General features: G+C 42.3%; 18 protein-coding genes and 1 riboswitch. Of the genes, 16 read left to right on the top strand and 2 right to left on the bottom strand.

Going from position 1 to position 20,773, the window contains the following annotated elements:
* The first annotated feature begins 410 nt into the window (after nucleotides 1–410).
* Nucleotides 411–683, top strand: a complete 273-nt coding sequence (locus F4W09_RS07565; protein ID WP_244948554.1) for a DUF3761 domain-containing protein — start codon at nucleotides 411–413, stop codon at nucleotides 681–683.
* Between the two features lie 67 nt (nucleotides 684–750).
* Here F4W09_RS07565 and F4W09_RS07560 read toward each other — a convergent pair whose 3' ends face one another.
* On the bottom strand, nucleotides 751–963 hold the full coding sequence (locus tag F4W09_RS07560) for a DUF3565 domain-containing protein (RefSeq protein ID WP_151504463.1): 213 nt from the start codon (nucleotides 961–963) through the stop codon (nucleotides 751–753).
* Nucleotides 964–1,085: 122 nt separating this feature from the next.
* On the opposite strand from F4W09_RS07560, the gene gshB reads away from it, so the two are divergent.
* The 8 genes from gshB to lpxC all read left to right on the top strand — a co-directional run bounded on the left by gshB (nucleotide 1,086) and on the right by lpxC (nucleotide 10,436).
* Complete coding sequence (gshB, locus tag F4W09_RS07555; RefSeq protein WP_151504462.1) at nucleotides 1,086–2,033, top strand: glutathione synthase; 948 nt, start codon at nucleotides 1,086–1,088, stop codon at nucleotides 2,031–2,033.
* A gap of 306 nt (nucleotides 2,034–2,339) precedes the next feature.
* Nucleotides 2,340–3,437: an undecaprenyldiphospho-muramoylpentapeptide beta-N-acetylglucosaminyltransferase gene (gene murG / locus F4W09_RS07550; protein WP_151504461.1), complete on the top strand. Its 1,098-nt coding sequence runs from the start codon at nucleotides 2,340–2,342 to the stop codon at nucleotides 3,435–3,437.
* Between the two features lie 12 nt (nucleotides 3,438–3,449).
* On the top strand, nucleotides 3,450–4,898 hold the full coding sequence (gene murC / locus F4W09_RS07545; RefSeq protein ID WP_016168843.1) for a UDP-N-acetylmuramate--L-alanine ligase: 1,449 nt from the start codon (nucleotides 3,450–3,452) through the stop codon (nucleotides 4,896–4,898).
* 50 nt (nucleotides 4,899–4,948) lie between these two features.
* Nucleotides 4,949–5,878 carry a D-alanine--D-alanine ligase gene (locus tag F4W09_RS07540; RefSeq protein WP_016168842.1) on the top strand — a complete coding sequence of 310 codons (930 nt, stop codon included), beginning with the start codon at nucleotides 4,949–4,951 and terminating at the stop codon, nucleotides 5,876–5,878.
* Between the two features lie 3 nt (nucleotides 5,879–5,881).
* Entirely contained in the window at nucleotides 5,882–6,736 is an 855-nt protein-coding gene (locus F4W09_RS07535) for a cell division protein FtsQ/DivIB (RefSeq protein WP_151504460.1), read from the top strand.
* A gap of 64 nt (nucleotides 6,737–6,800) precedes the next feature.
* The gene (gene ftsA, locus F4W09_RS07530; RefSeq protein ID WP_151504459.1) at nucleotides 6,801–8,063 is read left to right on the top strand and encodes a cell division protein FtsA; all 1,263 of its coding nucleotides are present in this window, start codon (nucleotides 6,801–6,803) and stop codon (nucleotides 8,061–8,063) included.
* A gap of 161 nt (nucleotides 8,064–8,224) precedes the next feature.
* Nucleotides 8,225–9,409: a cell division protein FtsZ gene (gene ftsZ, locus F4W09_RS07525; protein ID WP_016168839.1), complete on the top strand. Its 1,185-nt coding sequence runs from the start codon at nucleotides 8,225–8,227 to the stop codon at nucleotides 9,407–9,409.
* A 124-nt stretch (nucleotides 9,410–9,533) separates the two neighbouring features.
* Nucleotides 9,534–10,436, top strand: a complete 903-nt coding sequence (gene lpxC, locus F4W09_RS07520; protein WP_044738883.1) for a UDP-3-O-acyl-N-acetylglucosamine deacetylase — start codon at nucleotides 9,534–9,536, stop codon at nucleotides 10,434–10,436.
* Between the two features lie 97 nt (nucleotides 10,437–10,533).
* Here the strand turns inward: lpxC and F4W09_RS07515 are convergent, their stop codons facing one another.
* A complete protein-coding gene (locus F4W09_RS07515) occupies nucleotides 10,534–10,974 on the bottom strand; it encodes a DUF721 domain-containing protein (RefSeq protein ID WP_151504458.1) in 441 nt (146 codons plus the stop codon).
* A gap of 107 nt (nucleotides 10,975–11,081) precedes the next feature.
* Here F4W09_RS07515 and F4W09_RS07510 point away from each other — a divergent pair, with 107 nt between their 5' ends.
* The 7 genes from F4W09_RS07510 (at nucleotide 11,082) to guaB (ending at nucleotide 20,747) form a co-directional block, all read left to right on the top strand.
* Complete coding sequence (locus tag F4W09_RS07510) at nucleotides 11,082–11,771, top strand: M23 family metallopeptidase (RefSeq protein ID WP_151504457.1); 690 nt, start codon at nucleotides 11,082–11,084, stop codon at nucleotides 11,769–11,771.
* Between the two features lie 330 nt (nucleotides 11,772–12,101).
* Entirely contained in the window at nucleotides 12,102–14,816 is a 2,715-nt protein-coding gene (gene aceE, locus F4W09_RS07505) for a pyruvate dehydrogenase (acetyl-transferring), homodimeric type (protein WP_016168835.1), read from the top strand.
* A gap of 2 nt (nucleotides 14,817–14,818) precedes the next feature.
* The gene (locus tag F4W09_RS07500; protein WP_151504456.1) at nucleotides 14,819–16,786 is read left to right on the top strand and encodes a 2-oxo acid dehydrogenase subunit E2; all 1,968 of its coding nucleotides are present in this window, start codon (nucleotides 14,819–14,821) and stop codon (nucleotides 16,784–16,786) included.
* Between the two features lie 166 nt (nucleotides 16,787–16,952).
* Nucleotides 16,953–17,246 (top strand): hypothetical protein, encoded by a 294-nt coding sequence (locus F4W09_RS07495; protein WP_016168833.1) that lies wholly within the window; start codon nucleotides 16,953–16,955, stop codon nucleotides 17,244–17,246.
* Between the two features lie 71 nt (nucleotides 17,247–17,317).
* Nucleotides 17,318–17,460, top strand: a riboswitch (yybP-ykoY riboswitch).
* Nucleotides 17,461–17,544: 84 nt separating this feature from the next.
* The gene (locus F4W09_RS07490; RefSeq protein WP_016168832.1) at nucleotides 17,545–18,120 is read left to right on the top strand and encodes a TMEM165/GDT1 family protein; all 576 of its coding nucleotides are present in this window, start codon (nucleotides 17,545–17,547) and stop codon (nucleotides 18,118–18,120) included.
* Between the two features lie 179 nt (nucleotides 18,121–18,299).
* On the top strand, nucleotides 18,300–19,097 hold the full coding sequence (locus tag F4W09_RS07485) for an oxygen-binding di-iron domain-containing protein (protein ID WP_151504455.1): 798 nt from the start codon (nucleotides 18,300–18,302) through the stop codon (nucleotides 19,095–19,097).
* A 183-nt stretch (nucleotides 19,098–19,280) separates the two neighbouring features.
* Nucleotides 19,281–20,747: an IMP dehydrogenase gene (guaB, locus tag F4W09_RS07480; protein ID WP_016168830.1), complete on the top strand. Its 1,467-nt coding sequence runs from the start codon at nucleotides 19,281–19,283 to the stop codon at nucleotides 20,745–20,747.
* Nucleotides 20,748–20,773 lie beyond the last annotated feature (26 nt).

Genomic DNA, 20,773 nt, shown 5'->3' with positions numbered 1-20,773 from the left:
ATTAGTTCTTTTTTTAAATAATTTTATTATGGAAAATATCTATAAGATTATTATTTCTTTATACCTCCTTATTTTATTTTCAAGTTTTATAGGGTGTGCGCCAATCCCTATAAAGCCAGTTCAACCATCTGTGCCCATTCCCCCCCCACACAGATTGATCCAATAGATATTTTAATTGAGGGAATTGATAATAAACCTATAGCCTCAAGCGAAAAAATGATTGGGTATATTAGTGTTGATTTAGCGGAAGTTTTCCCAACCCCCAAAAAACAACAGCGATTAATCATATTGTAAGAGGACAAAAAGTATTTATTTTTAATACTAAAGGAGACTGGGCTAATATTTCAGCAGATGAAACCTATGAATATTGGATAGACCTGAATCATGTTTGCTTTACTCAAAATTGTTGGGTGAAAAAAACTAGTTATTCGAGTAGTAATAATTTAGAAAATAAATATCGTATTACTCCACAAACAAATACTGCTAATTCAACTAGCTATAATTCTGGAACAATCAGTGGAAAGGGATATGTAAATTCAAAAGGAAATTATGTACCTAGTCCTAGAAAATCTAATACGAAACCTAATGGGGCAACTGCTAAATGTAGAGATGGCACTTGGTCTTTTAGCCAAAGTACAAGAGGAACATGTTCTAGACATGGAGGTGTTAGTAGTTGGTTATAAGATTGTTTCAATTCTTGATATATTGATCCTAGACAAAAAAATAGCCCCAGATCAATTGAGGGGCTATTTAACATAAAATCTCATCTACGAAATCTTTCTCATCACACTTTTTACACTCCAACATCATGCCCAACTTGTCATGCCGTTCTTGTTCAGTCATCACCCAAGGTCGATTTTGCCAAGGGGGAGTGTGGCGAACATGTTGAGTATGTCCGCAGGCTAAATCTGCCACCCAATGCTGTTCATCATCTAAATGAAAACCAATAATGGCTTGTTGCATAGCGGAAACCTAAATGAAGTTATACAAAATTATCCATAAGCGAAAATTGAAATTCAGAAATAGAACCGAATAATCTCCGTTATACTCCTAGCTGATTATATCTTTAAACAAGAGTTTTGATTATGCGCGTACTTGTTGTGATGGACCCCATTGAAAGTGTCAATTTGAAAAAAGACTCAACTATGGCCATGTTGTGGGCGGCAAGCCGTCGCGGGCATGAACTGGGTTATGCATTACAACAGGATTTATATATCGAGCAGGGTAAAGCGTTTGGTTTAATTGCGCCTTTAAAGGTGTTTGAAGATTACGACCATTATTATGAATTGGGTGAAAAGAAGAAAGAATCCATCGCGGCATATGACGTGGTGTTGATGCGTAAAGACCCGCCATTTGATATGAACTTTGTCTATACCACCTATATTTTAGAACAGGCAGAACGAGAAGGGGCGTGGATTATTAACAAACCACAAAGCTTGCGTGACTGTAACGAGAAACTATTTGCTACACAGTTCCCTGAGTTGCAAGTGCCGACATTGGTCACTTCACAGCAAAGTTTGATTCGTGAATTTATTAAAGAACAAGGCGATGTGATTGTCAAACCGCTTGATGGTATGGGCGGCATGGGAATTTTCCGCCTCTATCAAGATGGTGTGAATATTGGCTCAACCATTGAAATCTTAACCAACCATGGTACTCAGCCGATTATGGCACAGCGTTACATTCCTGAAATTGTCGAAGGCGATAAGCGTATTCTAATGATCAATGGCGAGCCTGTACCGTATTGCTTGGCGCGAATTCCACAAAATGGTGAAGTTCGAGGTAACTTGGCTGCGGGTGGCTTGGGTGAAGCCCGTCCGCTGACTGAAAATGACCGTAAAATTGCAGAAAAAGTAGGGCCATTCTTACGTGAGAAAGGACTGATTTTCGTCGGTCTAGATGTGATTGGCAATTACGTGACTGAAATTAATGTGACTAGCCCAACGTGTATTCGTGAAATTGACAACCAGTTTGGTACTCAAATTGCGGACGATTTATTTACTGTATTAGAGGCGGGCCGCCCAAGCGTTTAAGTAAATTTGAATATACTCAATGCCTCGACCACATGCGTGTGGTTGAGGATTGTGCAGTACGCTAGAGGCTCAAAATTAAGCAAAAGATCTTTCCCAAAATACAAGCGATTTGTGGTTTTTAACAAAGATAGCGGTTTTTTATACTAGATTAATAATAAAACTTGTTTAAACTTACAAAACTGAAGAAAAAAACAATGAAACGCTTGGTGAAACAAAGTAAATAAACTTTCGCGCCTCTGCGTTTGTGATTACAATTGTTAACTTAAATGAATTTTTGCCTATTTTTTTGAACTGAAGAATTAAACCGTGACTGATGTACAGCAAACAAAGCCCAAACGCGTAATGATGATGGCCGCTGGTACTGGTGGACATGTTTTTCCAGCACTTGCCGTTGCAAAACTATTGCAACAACAAGGAACACAAGTGTCTTGGTTGGCAACACCTACAGGCATGGAAAACCGCTTATTAAAAAATCAAAATATTCCAATTTATCAAATTGATATTCAAGGCGTACGTGGCAATGGTGTGGTACGCAAGTTATTGGCACCTTTTAAAATTTTAAAAGCAACCTTAAGCGCCATGCGCTATATGAAACAGTTGAATATTGATGCTGTTGCTGGTTTTGGTGGTTACGTGGCAGGGCCTGGTGGTTTGGCGGCACGCGTTTTGGGCATTCCTGTGCTTATTCATGAGCAAAATGCTATCGCGGGATTTACCAATACCCAATTGTCACGCGTAGCGACTACGGTGTGTCAGGCCTTTCCGCAGACATTTTCCGAACAAGCCAAAATTGTCACCACAGGCAATCCTGTACGCAAAGAAATTACCGAAATTTTAAATCCGTCTTGGCGTTATCAAGAGCGTGAAAAAGCCAATCAACCACTTCGCATTTTAATTGTCGGTGGTTCTTTGGGGGCGAAAGCACTAAATGAATGTGTACCCGAAGCTTTAAAGCAATTAAATGTGCCACTTCGTGTCTATCATCAATGTGGTCAAAACCATGCTGAGGCGACACAGGCACAATATGCCAATGCGCCTACGAGTTTAGAAGTCGAAGTCCACCCGTTTATTGAAGATATGGCTCAAGCCTATTCAGATGCAGATCTCATTATCTGTCGTGCGGGTGCGTTAACGGTGACAGAAATTGCTACAGCAGGAGTCGCGGCTATATTTGTACCGTTGCCAAGTGCTGTGGATGATCACCAAACGGCGAATGCCAAGTTTTTAGCGAATATTGGAGCTGCAAAAATTTGTCCGCAAGCCAATATGACGCCTGAAAGTTTAAAAGAATTGTTAGTGCCGTTAATGAATCGTTCATTATTGTCTGAAATGGCAGTCAAAGCGCGTCAACAGGCTCAACCCGATGCAACTCAACATGTCGTTGAGCTAATTCAAGAATTGTGATTAGAGTAAGCTATGTCTCCATCTACACCTGCTGATCAAGCAAAAAAGTTAATTAAAATCCCTGAAATGCGTCGTATTAAGCATATCCATTTCGTGGGTATTGGTGGTGCTGGGATGTGCGGCATTGCTGAAGTATTGAAAAACCAAGGCTATAAAGTATCTGGTTCAGATATCAAGGCATCAAAAACCACGGTACAGCTTGAAGAAAACGGCATTAAAGTCTATATCGGGCATGCTGCGGAAAATATTCAAGGCGCTAATGTTTTGGTAGTTTCAACAGCGATTGACCCAGAGAACCCTGAAATTAAGGCAGCCATTGAACATCGTACACCTGTGGTTCGTCGTGCGGAAATGCTGGGTGAATTAATGCGCTACCGTCATGGTATTGCTGTTGCAGGAACTCATGGTAAAACCACAACTACCAGTCTAGTAACTTGTATGTTGGCTGAAGAAAACCTCGACCCAACGTATGTGATTGGTGGTTTATTAAATCGTACTGGTGTTAATGCGGCATTGGGTGCAAGTCGTTTTATTGTGGCTGAAGCGGACGAGTCAGATGCATCTTTCCTGCATTTACAGCCTATGGCCACCATTGTGACCAACATCGATGCTGACCATATGGATACCTATGGTGGCAGCTTTGATGTGCTCAAAGATACTTTTGTCCAGTTTTTACAAAAAATGCCGTTTTATGGTTTGGCTGTGGTGTGCGGTGATGATGCCAACATCCGTGAAATTATGCCGCGTATTGGTCGTCCATTGGTGACCTACGGATTTAATGAAGACAATGACATCCGCGCAGTAGACGTAGTACAAGAAGGGATGCAGTCACACTTTACCGTATTGCGTAAAGATCGTGAGCCTTTGCGTTTAACGATTAATTTGCCTGGTTTGCATAATATTTTAAATGCACTGGCTGCGATTGGTATTGCCACCGATGAAGGGGTGTCTGATGCTGCGATTGCGCGTGCATTAGAAGGTTTCAGCGGTGTGGGGCGTCGTTTCCAAGTTCAGGGCGAGTTTGAGTTGGGCGAAGGCAACGTAAAATTGGTGGATGACTATGGCCATCACCCGAAAGAAGTAGAAGCCACCATTAAAGCCGCACGTGCTAGCCATCCAGACCGTCGTTTGGTTATGTTGTTCCAGCCGCACCGTTTTAGTCGTACCCGTGATTGTTTTGATGATTTTGTTGATGTGTTGTCACAAGTGGATCAATTGTTGTTATTGGAAGTTTATCCTGCTGGGGAAAAACCAATTGTAGGTGCGGACAGTCGTGCATTAGCGCGTAGTATTCGTTTACGTGGTGAAGTTGAACCTATCTTGATTGATCCGGTAGAAGGAAACTTGCCGAATGTAATGCGTAAAGTGTTACAAGCGAATGACTTGTTATTAACACAAGGCGCAGGTAATGTGGGAGCTATCTCGGTTGAGCTGGCACAGCATCAATTATATGTAGATTAATTGCCATTTTCGGTTTCAATTAAAAGTTATAACAGTTTAAGGATAAAAACGTGTCAAATGCTTCAAAGTTCGGCAAAGTTGCCGTGTTGCTTGGTGGTAAATCAGCTGAGCGTGAGGTTTCTCTCGATAGTGGTCAGGCTGTACTTGAAGCATTGATTCGTTCTGGCGTAAATGCCGAGGCATTTGATCCTCAGAATCGTAGCGTGACAGAATTGGTCAATTATGATCGTGCCTTTATTGTATTGCATGGTCGTGGTGGTGAAGATGGTCAGATCCAAGGTGTATTAGAGTGGTTAAACATTCCTTACACAGGAACTGGTGTTCAAGGTTCTGCTATTGGTATGGACAAAGTTAAAACCAAGCAAATTTGGCAAGGTTCAGACTTACCAACTGCACCGTACCGTATTATTGATAAAGACAGTGATTTAGCCGAAGTTGTAGAAAGCCTAGGTTTGCCACTCATTATTAAGCCTGTACACGAAGGTTCTAGTGTAGGCATGAGCAAGGTTGAAAAGGCTGAAGATTTGGCTGCGGCAATTGCTAAAGCCACTCAGCATGATGCTGTGGTCATGGCTGAAAAATGGATTACAGGACGTGAATTCACGATTTCATTCTTGAATGGTCAACCGTTACCTGTGATTCGTTTACAACCACCTGCGGATGTTGCGTTCTACGATTATGAAGCGAAATATCAACGTAATGATGTGCAATATGGTATTCCGTGCGGTTTAACGGAAGCTGAAGAACAACGTCTACAAGCCTTATGTTTACGCGCATTTCAAGCGGTTGGGGCAAGTGGTTGGGGACGTATTGATGCCATGCAGGACGAACAAGGCAACTTCTGGTTACTTGAAGTGAATACAGTACCAGGTATGACCAGTCACTCCTTGGTGCCAAAAGCTGCCAATGCTGTAGGCTATAGTTTTGATGCGTTATGTGTTGCAATTTTAGAACAAACACTTACAGGTGTAGCACACTAAGTTATGGCTCAACTTCCAGCATCGATGCGCCGCAAACGCGCCGCAATTACCTCGATTCATGACAAACCACCCACGCGAAAAGAACAACTGACTAACGTGGGTGGCTGGCTGCTCTTGGTTATTGCTTTTGTGGTCTTGGCTGCTGGAATATTTGGCTTATACAAGGTCATGACAGATGCACGTGTAGCAGATTTGGATGTGGTTGGAACACGTTCCGATGCTGAGCATCGTCAAGTGATGTTGCACGTGGCGCCAACTTTACAAAATAATTATTTTACTTCTGATTTAGAGCAAATCCGTGACCGTGCTTTAGAGTTGTCATGGGTAGATCGTGTTGTGGTTTCTCGTGCATGGCCGAATGCGATTCGCGTCCGTGTAATGCCTCGTCATGCGATTGCCCGTTGGGGAACTGGGCGTTTGCTAAGCGATAGCGGTGATATTTTTGCCGAAGTGACACCCAAAAATTATCAACAATTGCCATTGCTTCATGGGCCGATCAGCCAATCCAAAACCATGATGCGTCGCTATAATGAAATTAACCAATTATTCCTTCCAGTCAACCTTCGGCTAAAAGAATTATATTTAACGGAGCGTATGACTTGGTTTATGCAGTTTGATTCTGGATTACGTGTTATTGTTGATCAAGATCAAACCATGAGTAAGCTACAACGTTTGAGTCATCTCGCACAAAGTGATTTGAAACCAGTATGGCCACAAATCTCTGCAATCGATTTACGCTATAGGAATGGCCTAGCAATTCAATGGAAAAGCACAGCCCCACCCAAAATTGTAAATGGTCACTTTGTTGTAACGATTAATGACACAAGCATTGCGGATGGGATAAGTGCAAAGCCATAATGGTTGGCTTTATAAATAGAGGCGTAAAGCCATAAATTAAACAAACATGTAATGGTAGTAAATAATGAGTGAAGCTGTTCCCTCAGTTGTTGCGATTGACATTGGGACACATAAAGTTTCAGTTTTGATTGGTAAGGTGCATGCCCCAGACAAGATACAAGTCATTGGGATGGCGACTGCACGTAACCGCGGTATGAACAAAGGCAAAATCGTGAGCTTGGACAAAGTCATCACGGCGATAAAAAATGCCGTTCAGGAAGCGGAAGATATGGCTGAGTGCCGTGTGCATTCAGCTTGGGTTTCTATTCCAAGTGCAGAATTAAAAAGTTTTTATGCTTCGGGGCGTACCCCAATTGAAAACGCTGAACATAGTATTAGCACCAATGAAGTCGTGAGAGCATTAGAGTTGGCCAAAGCCAGCCATGTCACTTCAGATCATTATTTGGTAAGTGCAGTTCCACTAGGTTTTGAATTGGATGATTCTCCAGAATGGGTGCAGAATCCAATTCGGATGTCCGCACACACGATGAAAGGGCATTATCAGTTGATGATGTTGCCGATCAGTACCATGCAGAATTTGGATCGTGCCATGAAAGGTGCAAACATCACCGTAGAAAAAATGGTGGTGTCTTGTTTGGCCACAGCAGAAGCCAGTTTGCTGAAAGACGAAAAAGAATATGGGGTTTGTTTGCTCGATATGGGCGCTGGAACCACCAATCTTGCGGTCTATTTAGATGGTCGTCTGGCGATGGCGGAAACGTTACAACGTGGCGGTGAACATGTGACACGTGATATTGCTGCCGTTTTACAAACCACGACAGAAGAAGCAGAAAGAATTAAGTTACTTTATGGTTGTGTTGATTTAAAAGTGGTTAAACCCGACCATATGATTCAAATTCAAGGGATCGATGGTCCGCAAACCATTAGCCGAATTGAATTGTCTGACATTATGATTGCACGCTATGAAGAAATTTTGACCCAAGTTCGAGAAGCGCTTGAGCGTAGTGGCGCTATTCATGGTTTATATCATGGTGTTGTTTTGACGGGTGATGCTTGCCAAATTGAAGGCATGGTCAGCTTGGTGCGTCGCATGTTGGGTATTTCAGCGCATTTGGGCAATCCACCTGTACAAGTTTATGCCGATGAGCCTTATTTGGCATCATTACGCCGTTCCCAATACGCAACGGCGGCGGGCTTATTGATGTTCAGTCAAGGGGATCCACAAGAGACCTTGGTAGAAAATGTAGATACTGAAACACTTTCGTTCTGGAAACGTGCTGGACGAGCATGGTCAGGGCTAAATGACAAGTTGAAGTCTATTTTTTAGTGGTATTTTTAAGGAATATTGTTTGGAAGTTGTACGTTAGGCGGTCAAGACTTGACAACCTAGACATTGAACAGCATTCTAAAACCAATTTTATTTATGCAGATCAAGGCAGTATACGGGCTTAAGTGACTGCCAATTACGAATTAGGAAATTTAAAGGTCATGGCCTCATTTGAATTTTTAGAAGATGATCAGAACGATAGCAACGGTCAAGCCCGTTTCACTGTATTTGGTGTAGGTGGTGCAGGCGGTAATGCCGTTCAACACATGTTGGAATCGGATATTCAAGGTGTAAAATTTGTTTGTGCTAATACGGACAAGCAAGCGTTAGACCGTATGAATGCACAATTTAAAATCCAGTTAGGTGAACAAAGTACCCGTGGTTTAGGTGCAGGTGCGAATCCTCAAGTGGGTCAAACGGCAGCCGAAGAAAGCCGTGAGTTGATCCGTCAGCATTTAGAAGGCACCGACATGGTGTTCGTCACTGCAGGTATGGGGGGTGGTACAGGTACAGGTGCTGCACCAGTCGTTGCAGAAATTGCCAAAGAAATGGGTATTTTAACGGTAGGTGTAGTGACCACACCGTTTAATTTTGAAGGGAAACGTCGTCAACAGTCTGCTGAAAAAGGCATTGAGGCTTTAGAAGCGCACGTAGACTCACTTATTATTATTCCAAACCAGCGTTTGCTCAAAGTATTCCGCGATATCTCGATGAAAGATGCTTATAAAAAGGCAGATGATGTATTGTTGAATGCGGTACGCAGTATCTTTGATTTGGTGGTTCGCCCTGGTCACATTAACCTTGACTTTGCCGACTTGAAAACAGCAATGAGTACTCGTGGTTATGCCATGATGGGTGCAGGCTCAGGTCGTGGTGAACATCGTGCGCGTCAAGCCGCAGAACAGGCGATTCGTAGCCCGTTATTAGATAACGTGACCATTATGAATGCGAAGGGTATTTTGATTAACGTCACTGGTGGTGATGATGTTACCTTTGGTGAAATTGAAGAAATCACCGATGTCGTGAACCAAATTGTGGACTTGGATGAAGGTCAAGTCTTCTACGGTACGGTCTTTGACCCTGATGCACGTGATGAAATTAGCGTGACTGTGATTGCAACAGGGTTAACCCGCAATTCAGCAGATGCGATTGAACCTGTGAAGCGTCCAAATACGCAGGTTTCACGTTCTGCAACGACCCATGCTGTGGTTGAGGAAGATGATGTTCCTGCGATTCAACGTCAGCAGGCTGATGCTCCAGCAATTAATGCGGCTTCATCTGCTGGTGCATCACGCCCAACACCAATGAGCATTCAAGATTATTTGAAAAATCAGCAACGTAAGTAATTATTTTTCAATAACTTGCTTTTGAAATACTATAAAAGGTAGCGTTATCGCTACCTTTTTGTTTTTTATCAATGGCTAAATATGCTAACGTATAGCGGATTTATGGGCAGATGATAGAAAGAGCATGTTGAAACAGCGTACCCTGCAACGTGTCGTGAAAGCGAGCGGTATTGGTCTTCATAGTGGGCAAAAGGTATTAATGAACTTTGTGCCGCACCATGTGGATGGGGGTATTGTATTTCGCCGTATTGATTTGGATCCACCTGTGGACATTCAAGCCGATGCAATGCTGATTCAAGAAGCCTTTATGTGCTCTAATTTGGTTCAGGAAGATGCCAAAGTAGGCACCATTGAACATGTGATGAGTGCGATCGCAGGTTTGGGTATTGATAATTTAATTATCGAAGTCTCGGCTTCAGAAGTGCCAATTATGGATGGCAGTGCTGGTCCATTTATCTATCTGTTAATGCAAGGTGGGTTGGTCGAGCAAAATGCAGCCAAAAAATTTATTCGAATCTTAAAACCTGTTGAAGCATTAATTGATGATAAGCGTGCAATTTTCACGCCCCATTCAGGTTTTCAACTGAATTTCACCATCGATTTTGACCACCCCGCATTTAAAAAAGAATATCAGTCAGCCACCATCGATTTTTCAACTGAAACTTTTGTCTACGAAGTTAGTGAAGCACGTACATTTGGCTTCATGAAGGACTTAGATTATTTAAAAGCTAACAATTTGGCTTTAGGGGCAAGTTTAGAGAATGCCATTGGTGTAGATGATACTGGCGTGGTCAATGAAGAAGGTTTGCGCTTCTCAGATGAATTTGTTCGTCACAAAATATTGGATGCTGTAGGTGATTTATATTTATTAGGACATCAAATTATTGCGAAATTTGATGGATATAAGTCAGGTCATGCTCTCAATAACCAATTGTTACGCAATGTTCAAAGTGATCCAAGTAGCTACGAAATTGTAACATTTGATGACATGGATCAATGTCCAATCCCTTATGTAAGTGTGACATAAGTCATTGTCTTATATGGGCTACGTTATAATATAACAAATTGAAATGTGAATTAAGTCACGTTCGTTGGCTGAGGCGTTTTCCAAACCCAGCCCTAGGTTACTTTTTATTGCTTGCCAAACGTAGCATTGCTTGGCTAAGCTTAGGGTCGCTCACAAAGTCAGCAGCCCCTTTTAATAAATCTTGGGTTTCTGGGCTAAGAGATCGTGAAGATGATTCAGTTGTCTGTGTAGTTTTTGAGGATACTCTTAAACGAACCTGTATTTTTTGTAAGTCTTTCAGTTCTTCTAGTTGAGCCAATTGAACAATATAGTGCTTTTGTAAGTAACCAAGTTGACTCACCATCGCTTGATTTTCACCCGTTACGGTTAAAACACCATATTGATAACAAGCAACCTGCCATTGCTCTGGTTGAGGCAATAACGGTTGAATGAGTTTGCTAAGTTTCTGCCATGCAGTAACTTGGGTTGAGAGAAACGACAAGTTTCCTGTTTTTATGCGTTTTCTTGTTTGTTGAAAGAGATTCTCTGGTTCAGACATACATATTACCTTCATATTTGTGTCTTAATCTTATGCGCTCCTTTCAGTAGATATCAAGGAAGAGATCACGCAAGGAACTTTTGTAAGAACAGTTTAAAGAGGTTTTCATGCACACAAGACGTATTTTATTGGCATTTTCTTTGGCAGCTTCGGCCGCATCGGTGGCTTTCGCTGATTTAGTTCAATTAAATTCTAACACCACTGCTTCACCAGATCGTATAGAGCAACTGACTCAAACTTTGGCACAAGGTTCGTATGCTGAACCTGAAGATATTGATCTTCCTGCAAGTACCGAGTTATCAGTCAGATTGCGTGAAAAAACAGTTGAGCTAAATAACGAATCGATTGCTAAAAAATATGGCACTAAAACTTCGTATTCTGCATCTTCGAATAGTCCTTATTCATGGTTAGTCTCTCATCCATTACCAGACATGAAACGCATCAGCTCGGACTTTGGTGGTCGTACTATGGGTGGTCGTGCTGAACATCACTCTGGTTTAGATTTGTCAGCACCAAGTGGTACGCCAATTTATGCGACAGGACCAGGTGTTGTAACCAAATCGGGTTGGGGTTCTGGTTATGGTCAATATGTTGAAATTAACCATGGCAATGGTTATATCACACGTTATGCACATGCTTCACGTTTAATTGCACGTGTTGGTGATCGAGTAAATGCGGGTGAACATATTGCCAATGTTGGTTGTACAGGCCGTTGTACGGGACCACATTTGCATTATGAAGTTGTAAAAGATGGTCAGCGTAAAAATCCATCAACTTATTTAGCCATGTTGCCATAATTACATCTCGTTATTAAAGCTTCAAATCCTTCTAAAGGCAGTGTATTGGGTCCTACCTCTTTCCCATACACTGCCTTTTTATTGTTTCCAATATTTGCACCAAAGTAGTGACGTTTTCTGTATCTTTTTTCATATTATCAGGCAGAAGAGTTTTGTTTGTATAAAAAAACATCATTATTGGCGCTTTTTTGTTAATTTGAGTGTTAAATAGTCATCAATTATTTATTTTATAAATAGTGGTACCTGCCCGTATTCAGCTACAGCGATAACTTCTAATACCAAAGTATGGTACATATACATAATAGATTAAGCTTAAGGAATAGGTGGATTATGGCGTTTTATGGCGATACTGATGCGCAAGAAACCCAAGAATGGCAAGATGCTTTCGATTCGGTTCTAAAACACATGGGAACAGAGCGTGCTGCATTTTTATTAGAAAAATTATATCAACGTGCAATCGCGAAACATGTTCCTATTCAGCGCTTAAACACTCCTTATTTAAATACGGTTTCTGTTGAAGAACAACCAGCAATGCCAGGCGACCAAGATATGGAACGCCGTATTCGTGCATTGATTCGTTGGAATGCTTTGGCAATGGTACTTCGTGCCAATAAAACAGGTGATGATTTAGGTGGTCACTTGGCGAGCTTTGCATCAAGTGCAACATTATATGACGTAGGTTTTAACCATTTCTTCCGCGCAAACAGTAATAACTTTGGCGGAGATATGATTTATTACCAAGGGCACTGTGCTCCTGGTATTTATGCACGTTCATTCCTTGAAGGACGTTTAACTGAAGAACAGTTAAGTAATTTCCGCCGTGAAGTTGGCGGTAACGGTTTACCAAGCTATCCGCATCCATATTTAATGCCTGACTATTGGCAATTCCCAACGGTATCAATGGGTCTTGGTCCAATCATGTCGATTTATCAAGCACATATTCAAAAATATTTGATGAATCGTGGCTTGATCAAAGAAGAAGATCGTAAAGTTTGGGCTTATCTTGGCGATGGCGAGATGGATGAGCCAGAAAGTACTGGTGCAATTTCACTTGCTGGCCGTGAAAAACTGGACAACTTGATTTGGGTGGTTAACTGTAACTTACAGCGTTTAGATGGTCCTGTACGTGGTAACGGTAAAATCATTCAAGAACTAGAATCTTTATTCCGTGGTGCGGGCTGGCGTGTCATTAAAGTGGTATGGGGCCGTCATTGGGATCCACTACTTGCAAAAGACAGCACAGGCGCTTTAAAAGCGGTCATGGAAGAGACAGTTGATGGTGAATACCAACGCTATCAAGTAAAAGGTGGTGCATACACGCGTGAGAAATTCTTTGGCAAGTACCCAGAAGCTGCGGAACTTGTAAAAGATTTAAGCGATGAAGATATCGATAATCTTAACCGTGGTGGTCATGACCCGTACAAGGTTTTTGCTGCCTATGCAGAAGCAATGAAAGCCAAAGGTCAACCAACAGTTATTCTTGCAAAAACGGTTAAAGGTTATGGTTTGTCTGAAGAAATTGAAGCGGTGAACAAAACTCACCAAATCAAAAAAATGCAGATCGACTCTTTGAAATATGTACGTGACCGTTTCAACCTGCCATTTACAGACGATAAGCTAGAAGAGCTTCCATTCTACCGCCCAAGTGAAAACTCTCCAGAAATGAAGTATATGAAGGCGCGTCGTGAAGCTTTGGGTGGTTACCTACCTGCACGTCGTAAAGAGAGTGAGCAATTAGCCATTCCTGAATTGTCGGTATTTGATGCAGTATTAAAAGGTTCTGCAGGCAAAGAACAATCTACTACCATGGTGATGGTTCGTTTGATTGCTTCTTTACTTAAAGAAAAAGCAATTAAAGACCGCGTAGTACCAATCGTTCCAGATGAAGCACGTACGTTTGGTTTAGAAGGGATGTTCCGTCAGCTCGGTATTTATGCTGCTCACGGTCAAAAGTACACACCAGAAGACCAAGAACAGTTAATGCATTACCGCGAAGCAAAAGACGGTCATATGCTTCAAGAAGGCATTAACGAAGCGGGCGCGATGAGTGCATGGGCAGCGTTGGCAACGAGTTATTCAACCAACAACTTGCCGATGATTCCAATGTACATGTACTACTCAATGTTTGGTTTCCAACGTATTGGTGACATTGCATGGGCTGCGGGAGATGCACAAGCTCAAGGTTTCTTGTTAGGTGCAACTGCTGGTCGTACAACACTGAACGGTGAAGGCTTACAGCACCAAGATGGTCACTCGCACATCCTTGCGAACACGATTCCAAACTGTGTGTCTTATGATCCATGCTTTGGTTATGAATTAGCAGTGATCGTACATGATGGTTTACAGCGTATGTATGTGAACCAAGAGCGTATTTTCTACTACCTAACCGTAATGAACGAAAACTACGAACACCCTGAAATGCCACAAGGTGTTGAAGAAGGCATTAAGCGCGGGATGTACTTATTCGAACAAGATGAGAAAGCAACAGTTCAATTGCTCGGTTCGGGTGTGATTCTACGTGAAGTGATTAAAGCGGCAAAAATCTTACGTGATGAATACCAGATCCATTCAAACGTCTGGAGTGTAACCAGCTTCAATGAGTTGGCGCGTGATGGTATGGCATGTGAAGAATACAACCGCTTACATCCGTTGGCTGAACAAGCGAAAGAAGCGTGGATTTCTCAGTTACTTCGTCCAACAGACGGTATCGTTGTGTCTGCAACGGATCATATGCGCGCTTATAGCGAACAAGTTCGTGCCTACTTACCTGACAACCGTCCATTCGTAGCCTTAGGTACAGATGGTTATGGCCGTTCAGATACACGTGCAAACTTACGTAGCTATTTTGGTGTAGATGCTGCACACATTGTGGTTGCGACCTTGAAAAAACTAGCAGATGAAGGTGAAGTCGATGCGCGCCTAGTCAAAGATGCGATTTCTTCATTTGAGTTAGATACAGACCGTCCAGTGGCATGGGCTCCTCAGGCACACCCTGAAGTTCACGCAGTTGCGGACTATAAAGAACAATCAGGTGAGGAGAACTAAGCATGCAAATCACAACACCTGATATTGGCGTGGACAAAGCCACAGTTGCAGAAATTTTAGTGAAAGTGGGTGACCAGATTGCTGTTGATGACAGTCTAGTTCTCCTTGAGTCAGACAAAGCCTCTGTTGAAGTGCCAAGCACTTCAGCAGGTGTGGTTAAAAGCATCAGTGTTGCAGTGGGCGATGAAGTGTCTGAAGGCGCTGTATTGATTGAGCTTGAATCAGATGCTGCTTCAACTCCTGTCGCAGCAAAAGTGGAAGAAAAAGTAGCTGAACCTACTCCAGTTGCTAAACCAGAAGTAGCTACTCCTGTTGCAGCGACTCAACCAGCGACAAGTGCTGTAGTTGATGTACAAGTTCCAGACATTGGTGTTGAAAAAGCAGTCGTGGGTGAAATACTGGTCAAAGCTGGTGATACGATTGAAGTTGATCAAAGTATTGTGGTAGTTGAATCAGACAAAGCGACAGTTGAAGTACCGAGCACGGTTGCGGGCACAGTTGAAAGTGTTGAAATTCAAGCCGGTGACACCGTGAAAGAAGGTGTTGTACTGTTAAAAGTGAAAACAACATCTGCATCAAGTGCGCCAGTTGAAGCTCCTGTTTCTACAGCAGTTCCAGTGGCAGCGCCTGCACCAGTTCAACAAGAAACTGTACCTGCGACTGCTACTCAATCTGGACCAGTTGATATTAACGTTCCTGATTTGGGCGTAGATAAAGCAGTTGTTGCTGAAATTTTGGTACAAGTTGGCGATAAAGTTGATGTAGACCAAAGCCTTGTTGTGGTTGAGTCAGATAAAGCGACTGTGGAAGTTCCAAGTACTGTTGCGGGTGTTGTGAAAGCGATTCACTTGCAAGCAGGCCAGCAGGTTTCACAAGGTATATTGCTTGCAACAATTGAAGCTGAAGGCCAAGCACCTGCTGCGGCACCAGCGGCAAAAGCAGAAGTAGCTCCAGCTCCACAGGCAGCAGCACCTAAAGCGGCAGCTCCTGCTCCGACTCAGGCAGTATCTGCTCCAGCGTCTGGTAGTGACAAGTTAACCAAAGAGCAAGAAGCCGAAAACGCTAAAGTATATGCAGGTCCTGCTGTACGTAAGCTTGCTCGTGAACTTGGTGTGATCTTGTCACAAGTTAAAACTTCTGGTGAGCATGGCCGTGTTGTTAAAGAAGATATCTTTGCTTATGTGAAGACTCGTTTAACTGCGCCACAAGCTGCACCAGTTGCTGCGGCTGCACCAGCGGTTTCGGGTTTACCAAAGCTTCCTGACTTCACTACGTTTGGTGGCGTGGAAGAAAAAGTACTGACGCGTTTGCAGCAAGTATCAATTCCGCAATTGTCGTTAAACAACTTTATTCCGCAAGTCACCCAGTTTGATTTGGCTGACATTACTGAGTTAGAAGATTGGCGTAATGAACTGAAAGGCAACTTCAAAAAAGAAGGTATCAGCCTGACGATTATGGCATTCATCATCAAAGCGGTTGCGCATTTGTTGAAAGAAGAGCGTGAGTTCGCAGGTCATTTATCTGATGATGGTAAATCAGTGCTGTTGCGCAATGAAATCCATATGGGAATTGCGGTAGCAACTCCAGATGGTTTAACGGTTCCAGTATTGCGTAATCCAGACCAAAAAACCATTAAGCAAATTGCAGTTGAATTGGGTGTATTGGGTCAAAAAGCACGTGACAAGAAACTTTCACCGAAAGACTTGCAAGGTGCAAATTTCACTATTTCAAGCTTAGGTGCAATTGGTGGTACGGCATTTACCCCGTTGGTGAACTGGCCACAAGTGGCAATTTTAGGTATTTCACCTGCAACGATGCAGCCTGTATGGAATGGTCAAGGTTTTGATCCGCGCCTAATGTTGCCGTTGTCCTTGTCTTATGATCACCGTGTGATTAATGGTGCAGATGCGGCACGCTTTACCAATAAGCTCACCAAGTTATTGGGTGATATTCGCAGTTTACTGCTCTAATTTATTTCTAGATCAGCGCATAAAACCTCGCCTCGGCGGGGTTTTTTTATGGTGATGAATTTGGATAAATCGTAAAAATCTGTTGTGAAGTCTCGTGCATTCGCATGATTTGGTTAAAATGCATAAAGATGTCAAAGATAAATTGAATGCAGGGAGTTGCATGCAGATGTTTGCCTTTTTTAAATTTATGCTGCCAGTCTTATTATTGGTTTTGGTGTTGATGGGGCTTTGGCTCAGTGTGCTGCATTTTCCATGGCATTGGGTGACGTATATAGTGATGGGGCTGGAAATTTTCACCGCCACGATTGTCTTTTCAATGGAATATCAGGCACAGCATATTGGTGGTGCCAGCGGTTGGGGAAGTTTTGGTTGGTTGGGCTTTAATGTCGGTTTGGCGATGTTCTTGGGATTGTGTCGAATCGCTATTTGGCTATATCAACGTTTTGAATTTCAGTTTTAAACTGAACTCAATTACATGATGATAAAATACAAATGAAAGAGTGGAAAACTTGAGTAAATTTTGTATAATGGTTGCGATTCATTGGGGAGTAGCCGCTTTTTACGCTATGTAAAAAGGTGATGATCAACATAATTGTTCCACAGAACATGGTCATCATAGCAAAGAACCAAATAAGCTTATCAAACAGCTTTTTTTGTTGGCAAGACCTTTGATTTACCACTCTGCATCAATCTATTTGATTTTGGCTAGCAGGAGGGGTAAGTCATAGGCAAATTTTGCTAGCCAGAGAAAAGATGTTATGCATGAGTTCCTCATTTCGACAGCAATTGTCGCACTCGCTGAAATGGGTGATAAAACCCAACTTCTTGCCTTATTATTGGCTGCACGTTTCCGTAAACCTGTTCCTATTCTGATTGCAATTTTAGCTGCAACGCTGATTAACCATGGTTTATCTGCAGTATTGGGGCAGTGGATTACGACTGTTTTGAGTCCTGAAGTATTAATCTGGGTACTTTCACTTGGCTTTATTGGTATGGCAGCGTGGATGTTAATTCCAGATGAGCTGGATGATGAGACCGATAGTATCAATAAGTGGCAGAGATTTGGCGTATTCGGTGCAACCTTTGTCTTGTTCTTTTTGGCAGAAATTGGCGATAAAACTCAAATTGCAACTGTGGCCTTGGCTGCGCGTTACGACAGCATTTTCTGGGTGATGGCTGGAACCACAGTAGGCATGATGTTGGCAAACGCACCTGCAGTTTTTGTGGGTAATAAGTTGGCAGATAAGCTACCGATCTCATTAATTCATAAAATTGGCGCAGCCATCTTCTTGATTATCGGGGTCTCGACCTTAGTGCAGCATTATTTCTTCTAAGTGAGATTTTTTAGAAAACCCAGCAAATTAGTTGGGTTTTTTATTAGGTAAATCAGTCAAATAAGTACATAAAAATGAAAACTAGCTCTGTATATTTATTGTAAGTTTAGTTATTTCCATTTATGTTATAGGGAATTAAAAAATTGTACTTAATAGAATAGAATTATTGGGGTTTTGCTATGGCTTTTGATCGCACCACGTCACAAGTGTTATTTGATAATGGCACACATAAGTGCATCAGTTTTACCAGCTTGGTTAAAGGTGAAGGCGTACAGGCAAACCAGTTTCTGATTTTAGATCATGAGCGTGCTGCAGTATTAGATCCGGGGGGAGATTTGACCTATGTACCCTTAACCATGGAACTGAACAAATATACACGCTTGACCAATCTTGATTATGTGATGGCCTCGCACCAAGATCCTGACATCATTACTTCAATGCCACGCTGGCTGGTGTATACGGATGCCAAAGTTGTTGCTTCAAAGCTTTGGGCACGCTTCTTACCCCATTTAAATTCTGCCTTTATGAGTGACCGAATGAAAGGTGGCTGGTTAGAACGTTTGATCGAATTGCCAGACCACGGTGGGATCATTCCTTTGGGTGAATCCAGTATTATTGTTGTCCCTGCGCATTTTCTACATTCAGTTGGGAATTTTCAATTTTACGACCCAATCGCAAAAATTTTGTTTTCAGGTGATATGGGCGCATCTATGGTGGATGATGCCAATAAGCCCTTGGAAAATTTTGCTGCGCATATCCCAAAAATGAAAGGTTTCCATCAACGTTATATGTGTTCCAACAAAGTGATTCGCCTTTGGGTAAATATGGTGCGCAGCATGGATGTTGAAATGATTGTGCCACAACATGGTACGCCGTTTATCGGTAAAGAGATGATTAACCAATTCTTGGATTGGATTGAAACTTTAGAATGTGGCATTGACTTAATGGATGAAAGTATTTTTACCTGCCCAACCTAACGTCTTACCCAATTGAGAAATGGGATTGGCTGATCAGACAATCTCATTTCTAACATTAAAACGGGGGCTGAAAAATGCTTTACCGTGTACCTATATTTTTTAAATGATATTTTTTTAATAAAAAATGAAATTTAAAGCTAAATTTGTTTATAATAGCGCACGGAAATTACCAGTGAGACTGTTATGTTGACCATCGTTCAAGAAGCGTTAACCTTCGATGATGTCTTATTACTCCCTGCCTATTCTACTGTCCTCCCAAAAGATGTCTCTCTAAAGACACGCCTGACTCGTGGCATTAACTTAAATATCCCTCTCGTTTCAGCAGCAATGGATACTGTGACTGAGTCACGTATGGCAATTGCGATGTCACAAAACGGTGGTATTGGTATTTTGCATAAAAACATGGATATTGCTGCCCAAGCTGCAGAAGTACGCCGTGTGAAAAAATTTGAAGCAGGTATGGTCAAAGACCCAATTACAGTAACACCAGAAACCACAGTACGTGAGTTGATTGCGATTACGCAAGCCAACAACATCAGTGGTGTGCCTGTAGTAAAAGACGGGAAAGTGGTTGGTATAGTGACAGGACGTGATACGCGTTTTGAAACCAATCTTGAGCAACCTGTAAGCAGCATTATGACGGGTCAAGACCGTTTAGTGACTGTACGTGAAGGCGAATCTAAAGAACAGATTCAAGCACTCTTACAGAAACACCGTATTGAAAAAGTATTGGTGGTTGGCGAAAACAACGAATTAAAAGGTCTCATTACGGTCACTGATTTCCGTAAAGCAGAACTTTATCCAAACAGCTGTAAAGATGACTTAGGTCGTTTACGCGTAGGTGCTGCAGTTGGTACAGGCGTAGAAACACCAAGCCGTGTAGAAGCATTGGTTGATGCAGGTGTTGACGTGATTGTGGTCGATACCGCACATGGTCACTCTGCAGGTGTTATCGAACGTGTACGTTGGGTTAAACAAAACTACCCACAAGTGCAAGTAATTGGCGGTAACATTGCAACAGGTGATGCTGCATTAGCTTTACTTGATGCAGGTGCTGATGCTGTAAAAGTCGGGATTGGTCCAGGTTCAATCTGTACTACTCGTATTGTTGCGGGTATTGGTATGCCGCAAATCTCTGCGATTGACAGTGTTGCCAATGCATTAAAAGATCAAATTCCTTTAATTGCTGACGGTGGTATTCGCTTCTCTGGCGATATGGCGAAAGCGATTGGTGCGGGTGCAAGCACGATTATGGTGGGTTCACTCCTTGCAGGTACTGAAGAAGCACCTGGTGAAGTGGAATTCTTCCAAGGTCGTTACTACAAAGCTTACCGTGGTATGGGTTCATTGGGTGCAATGGCAGGTGCGACAGGTTCGGCTGACCGTTACTTCCAAGATTCTAAAGCGGGTGCTGAGAAGTTGGTGCCAGAGGGTATTGAAGGTCGTGTACCGTATAAAGGACCAATGGGCAATATCGTACATCAAATGATGGGCGGCTTACGTTCTTCTATGGGGTATACGGGTTCATCGACTATTGAAGATCTACGTCAAAATGCAAAATTTGTGAAGATTACTGCCGCAGGTATGTCAGAGTCTCACGTGCATGATGTCACCATTACCAAAGAAGCACCCAACTATCGCGTTGGTTGATTTTTCGTAATTTAGATCTAAAGAGA

The organism is Acinetobacter tandoii, from assembly GCF_008867985.1.
Taxonomy (GTDB): Bacteria; Pseudomonadota; Gammaproteobacteria; order Pseudomonadales; family Moraxellaceae; genus Acinetobacter; species Acinetobacter tandoii.
The sequence above is the reverse complement of the archived record's forward strand: the minus strand, read 5'-3'. Positions and strand labels throughout refer to the sequence as shown.

Bases quoted from the DNA above. Each gene is read 5' to 3' on its own strand.
- F4W09_RS07560 (WP_151504463.1), bottom strand. From the start codon at position 963: ATGCAACAAGCCATTATTGGTTTTCATTTAGATGATGAACAGCATTGG.
- ftsA (WP_151504459.1), top strand. From the start codon at position 6,801: ATGAGTGAAGCTGTTCCCTCAGTTGTTGCGATTGACATTGGGACACAT.
- gshB (WP_151504462.1), top strand. From the start codon at position 1,086: ATGCGCGTACTTGTTGTGATGGACCCCATTGAAAGTGTCAATTTGAAA.
- aceE (WP_016168835.1), top strand. From the start codon at position 12,102: ATGGCGTTTTATGGCGATACTGATGCGCAAGAAACCCAAGAATGGCAA.
- F4W09_RS07515 (WP_151504458.1), bottom strand. From the start codon at position 10,974: ATGTCTGAACCAGAGAATCTCTTTCAACAAACAAGAAAACGCATAAAA.
- murC (WP_016168843.1), top strand. From the start codon at position 3,450: ATGTCTCCATCTACACCTGCTGATCAAGCAAAAAAGTTAATTAAAATC.
- F4W09_RS07485 (WP_151504455.1), top strand. From the start codon at position 18,300: ATGGCTTTTGATCGCACCACGTCACAAGTGTTATTTGATAATGGCACA.
- F4W09_RS07500 (WP_151504456.1), top strand. From the start codon at position 14,819: ATGCAAATCACAACACCTGATATTGGCGTGGACAAAGCCACAGTTGCA.
- F4W09_RS07490 (WP_016168832.1), top strand. From the start codon at position 17,545: ATGCATGAGTTCCTCATTTCGACAGCAATTGTCGCACTCGCTGAAATG.
- F4W09_RS07535 (WP_151504460.1), top strand. From the start codon at position 5,882: ATGGCTCAACTTCCAGCATCGATGCGCCGCAAACGCGCCGCAATTACC.
- lpxC (WP_044738883.1), top strand. From the start codon at position 9,534: ATGTTGAAACAGCGTACCCTGCAACGTGTCGTGAAAGCGAGCGGTATT.
- F4W09_RS07495 (WP_016168833.1), top strand. From the start codon at position 16,953: ATGTTTGCCTTTTTTAAATTTATGCTGCCAGTCTTATTATTGGTTTTG.
- guaB (WP_016168830.1), top strand. From the start codon at position 19,281: ATGTTGACCATCGTTCAAGAAGCGTTAACCTTCGATGATGTCTTATTA.
- ftsZ (WP_016168839.1), top strand. From the start codon at position 8,225: ATGGCCTCATTTGAATTTTTAGAAGATGATCAGAACGATAGCAACGGT.
- F4W09_RS07510 (WP_151504457.1), top strand. From the start codon at position 11,082: ATGCACACAAGACGTATTTTATTGGCATTTTCTTTGGCAGCTTCGGCC.